This window comes from Pantoea sp. GbtcB22 (assembly GCF_019091025.1).
Lineage (GTDB): Bacteria > Pseudomonadota > Gammaproteobacteria > Enterobacterales > Enterobacteriaceae > Pantoea > Pantoea leporis.
In genome coordinates this window covers 1-258 of the sequence record NZ_JAGXKB010000384.1, presented here as the reverse complement: position 1 = coordinate 258, position 258 = coordinate 1, and the positions used below count along the sequence as shown (strand labels likewise).

Annotated in this window: 1 protein-coding gene; it reads left to right on the top strand. The window is 62.8% G+C overall.

Annotated elements, in window-relative coordinates; translation table 11 throughout:
• Nucleotides 1-32: 32 nt before the first annotated feature.
• Nucleotides 33-258, top strand: a 226-nt coding sequence (locus tag KVT28_RS25555) for a hypothetical protein (protein ID WP_217551027.1), incomplete at its 3' end; no start/stop codon positions are given.

Here is a 258-nt window from a genome sequence, read left to right as displayed (position 1 = left end):
AATTCTTAGCGCGACTCCGAGAGTGCGGGCTGTTGCCGGCTGAGGAAATTCGTGCGATCGAAGGGCAAGCCGCAGCGGCAAGCGCGGACGAACTTGCGCGGAGGCTGCTTCAGCAGGGAAAGCTCACTCCCTATCAGGCCGAAGTCCTCTGCTCGCCTCAGGGCGGACCGCTGGTGCTGGGCAACTATGTTCTTCTCGAACGCGTCGGCCAGGGCGGAATGGGCGCGGTGTTCAAGGCGCGTCATCGCCTGATGAATC